This window comes from Agrobacterium sp. (assembly GCF_032092815.1).
Lineage (GTDB): Bacteria > Pseudomonadota > Alphaproteobacteria > Rhizobiales > Rhizobiaceae > Agrobacterium.
The window spans coordinates 1-3800 of sequence record NZ_DAMDBP010000094.1; the positions used below are offsets into that span (position 1 = coordinate 1).

6 protein-coding genes are annotated in these 3800 nt (G+C 53.0%); 4 read left to right on the plus strand and 2 right to left on the minus strand.

Features of this window, described 5'->3' with window-relative positions:
- Positions 1–159: 159 nt before the first annotated feature.
- Positions 160–321, minus strand: a complete 162-nt coding sequence (locus tag RT613_RS23740; protein ID WP_313618821.1) for a hypothetical protein — start codon at positions 319–321, stop codon at positions 160–162.
- A 168-nt stretch (positions 322–489) separates the two neighbouring features.
- A complete protein-coding gene (locus RT613_RS23745; protein ID WP_313618822.1) occupies positions 490–1053 on the minus strand; it encodes a hypothetical protein in 564 nt (187 codons plus the stop codon).
- A gap of 131 nt (positions 1054–1184) precedes the next feature.
- Here RT613_RS23745 and RT613_RS23750 point away from each other — a divergent pair, with 131 nt between their 5' ends.
- From RT613_RS23750 to RT613_RS23765, 4 genes are all read left to right on the plus strand, one after another.
- Positions 1185–1388, plus strand: coding sequence for a hypothetical protein (locus tag RT613_RS23750; protein ID WP_313618823.1), 204 nt, complete (start codon positions 1185–1187; stop codon positions 1386–1388).
- 87 nt (positions 1389–1475) lie between these two features.
- Complete coding sequence (locus RT613_RS23755) at positions 1476–2369, plus strand: AraC family transcriptional regulator (RefSeq protein ID WP_313618824.1); 894 nt, start codon at positions 1476–1478, stop codon at positions 2367–2369.
- Positions 2370–2494: 125 nt separating this feature from the next.
- Positions 2495–3448 (plus strand): DUF1403 family protein, encoded by a 954-nt coding sequence (locus tag RT613_RS23760; RefSeq protein ID WP_313618825.1) that lies wholly within the window; start codon positions 2495–2497, stop codon positions 3446–3448.
- Positions 3449–3450: 2 nt separating this feature from the next.
- Positions 3451–3800: SMC-Scp complex subunit ScpB (locus RT613_RS23765; RefSeq protein WP_313618826.1), on the plus strand; the 350-nt coding region annotated here is incomplete at its 3' end.

Below are 3800 nucleotides of genomic sequence, written 5' to 3' on the forward strand. Positions count from 1 at the left end.
TGGCGCGATCAAGCGTGGTGATCAAACCATGGTGAAGGATCAAGTCGGGATACATGGAGGCGGCTCCGGTCTGGATGGGATCAGCGGCGTCAGCCGCAGAAAACAGGTTGGGAAAGGCAAGGCTCGAGGCCGCGCCAAGGAATGTACGGCGCGTCGGCATCAACTTTCCCTTTGTTGTTGCGAGGAACTGGCAGTTGTTTCATTGGTCTTGCCGCCTTTAGGGAGGTGACCAAATATATGTGGTTTGACCTGATGCAGCCATGAGATGGCTGTAAGCTTTGGAAGTTTGGAACCGGGGAGGGGTATGGCCTTGGCGCTCATGTACGGATCCTTTTTTTCAAATGGTGCACACAGGCTAATGATCGCCGCAGATTTTTTATTGTCGAATAAAACGCTGTTTGGAAGAATGGTATCGCTGAAATTTACAGCTACATTTTAGCTGGAGAATCCGACGGCATGATGAGGAACGCCCATCTTGGATGACGGGTATCAATTGTTCTGTGACGCCGTGCTGTAACGGGAAACAAGGTGCACGCCGATTGCCGCAACCAGATGTTTGAGCAGGACGGTTTCCTGATGTGTTCCCGGCGTAATCAAGTCCAGAAATGCCTGGCCGATATGGTGCATAACAGGGTCAGGGCGCCCGCGTGGGCACAGAAAACCGGTATTTCTGCCTGGCGCTGCCCGTTCGCTGATCTCGTCCATGACGCTTAACGGCAAGAGAAATGAGATGGCTTTCAGTGACGAGTGCAGGCAGATCGAGACACCTGCCTCGATATTCACCAGACAGATACTGCCTTCACGAAAGGTTCTGACCTGATCTTTCACACCATTGATGACATCGCAGTGTTGGGCGTCTTCCAGATAAAGCAACAACAGAAAGGCGTCCGCTGGAGGCAGCGTGACCAGTCGGGTGTCGCCAGGTCCGGCTTCGCAGTGGAAAAGCTCAATTTCAACAGTCTGCGAATTAAAGGGGATTGTCGCAGTCGATAGCAGATTTTCTGCAAGGAAATAGTCGCTGACGCAGTATCGGTCTTCATCAGGTCTGGTCAACAACGCCTCCGCCGAAACGCAGACGCTTTGGACGTTGCAGTCCAGCAATTGCATATTCGCCAATTGTCTTCATGGCATCAGATTAAAGGCAGTGCTGGCATCGATTATAGTACGATGTCATTGTTATTTTGTTGAATAGTGCGCTGGGCATAAAAATTGTGCCCATTCGTGGTTACATCATTAACGAGCAATATCGTCGTGAGAAGCCGGTGAAGGCAGCCGTTCGTGACAAAACAGTTGCCATATCGGTCAAACATGAATATTTTTGTCATAATAATCTGCCGGCCACGCGGAGAATAACTGCCAGCAAAGGCGGGATTTTCCAAAAAGCGTGATGAACGTTGACGTTGTCGGGCAGCTCCCTTTGAACGCCCGGTCGGGATCACGCGTTGGAATTCACGAAAAAAGTTGACTGAACTGTTATGACTTTTCTGCACTCGATGGTTTGCCATACGCAAGGCATAAGGCTGAATGCGCCGGTCAAATGGCGTGGGCTTGATGGCATGATGAGTGTGTATTGGGACGCTGAGGGCCAGAATGGTGCCAATGCCTATTATCTGTCTCCTGACCCGCGGATTGTCATTTTTCTGAACGACGTGTCCTCGCATATCCAGATGTCCAACAACGATCGGATCGACACACAACAATATCGTCCGATGATGCGGGCCATCTTTGTGCCGGCTGGCGTGCCATTGTGGACGAATTTTACGGGAACACACAGGTTCTCGCATCTTGATCTGCACCTGCACAAGGATCGGCTGCTGCGGTTCCTGTCACCGTCAATTGGTGCATCCGCTGCGTTGGCGGCGTTGCGCAGGCCGGTTGAAATTCAGGACATTCGCGCCATAGAGCTGCTGGCCAGTCTGGTCATTGATGAGGTTTGCGAACCAACCAAACACGCGCTTTACGTTGAAACCCTCATTGCCAGCATCGTGACGGCATTGATTGATCTTCCCGAAGATAGTTGCGAGCGGGCCAATGGACGGCTGACACAGGCCCAAATGAACAAGCTGATCGTTGGAATGAACGAGCGGAGTGATTGCCGCATGACCGTTGCGGAGATGGCAACGATTGTCGGCCTGTCAGAAAGCTGGTTTGCCAATGTTTTCAAACAGACAACCGGCAAGACACCACTGCAGTGGCAGCTCGGAAAACGCATTGATCTGGCGCAGAAGATGCTTCTTGAAAGTGATCTGAGTGTTGCCGGTGTTGCCGCCCAGCTTGGATTTTCAGATCAGGCACATCTGACCAAAGCGTTCCGCCAGGTGTCCGGCCAGACTCCCGCCGCATGGCGACGTACTCAGCAGTTTGGTTGATAGAAATACTCCACCCTAAAGACCCAATTGGCCCGGCAATTACAGTAAACTTGCCTCTGAGACAGGTTGTGCGTAAATCTCCCACAGATATGGCAACAAGTGCTCTTCTCTGCTAACTTTTGCCCATGAAAAGAGCATCACGCAGCGGTGTGAGTGTCGCCTATTCACCCGCGATTGTTTCTGCCTGGGCTTTGGATAAAAAAACTGCCGCGACCGAAACGGATGCGGCTTTTATGGCTGGAGCGGCATTAAACTCTCTCGATGGATTTATAAAAAAAGGCCATGCCTGGTTGGGATGCTGGCGTAGCCGCTTGGCGCTCCATTGTGCCTTGTCTGCCAACCAGATGCTCGGCCGTGAAACGGATGAAGCAGCGTTGCGTGACGCCGTGTTGATGGCGCGCGCCGGAGAAAATGCCGGACCGGCAGGCAATGTACTATTGGCAACCAGATTGCTGAAGACACGCATGGATTTCATCAGTTCCAAAACACTTCAGTCCTTGGCGGAGCTGTTCACTCTGAAATGGGATGCCGCACTTGCGGACATTCCTTCAGCTCTTGATGATCTGATGCAAAAACCCCAGGCTGCGCCATTTGCCGTAGCTCAGCTTGTCACAACAATTCATGCGGTGCGGCCCGATGCGGAGGTTCTGGCATGGTGGCTGGCGGATTGGGTTCTGACGCAGCGCCTCGGTTGGGATTTGCCTGTTCCGCTTTTTCTCAGCCAAAGGTATGGGCCAGCGTTTCGAATTTCTGGTGGTAAGGGCCGGGTAATGCCGGGTGAGGCCGGATTTGCTCGGGCCGTTTGTCTGGCCGTGGTTTATGGCGCCGAAGATGCCCTGCAACTGGCAAATGACATCGGCCGGCGCGCGGATCGGATGATCGCGAACTCCGGCAAAATACGCACAAAAGGCGGCGACCGGATAATTTGGCAACTCCTGAATGAGGATGCGGTATCGGCATCTGCGCCCGGCACGGATCTGTCACGTTGGGCCAGCAGCAGGTTTTTCGAGCGCCTTGAGAGCTTTGGCGGTGTGCGGGAACTTTCCGGCCGCTCTACATTCCGCATTTACGGGATTTGACGATGGATCAGGAAACCGCACCCAAAAAGGAGAGGCGCGACAGGCGATCAGGGGCCAAGATCGAAATCCCATTGGATACCGAGCTTGAACATTTGCCGGAGGAATTCCGTTGGCGGGAATGGATGATGCGGGTGGAGGCAATCATATTTTCTGCTGCTGAGCCGGTCCGTCGCGAAACTCTGGCACGTGTCGTGGGTGAACAATGCGATATTGACCGGTTGATTGCGGATCTTCGAGCAGAATTGAAGAACCGATCCTATGATATCGTATCGGTGGCTGGTGGTTGGCAATATCGAACTCGGTCCGCTTTCGCCCATGCGATCAGGGCCGCAAAAACACCAACCCGTGCCAT

Coding starts and splice junctions, on each gene's coding strand:
- RT613_RS23760 (WP_313618825.1), top strand. CDS start 2,495: ATGAAAAGAGCATCACGCAGCGGTGTGAGTGTCGCCTATTCACCCGCG.
- RT613_RS23755 (WP_313618824.1), top strand. CDS start 1,476: ATGACTTTTCTGCACTCGATGGTTTGCCATACGCAAGGCATAAGGCTG.
- RT613_RS23740 (WP_313618821.1), bottom strand. CDS start 321: ATGAGCGCCAAGGCCATACCCCTCCCCGGTTCCAAACTTCCAAAGCTT.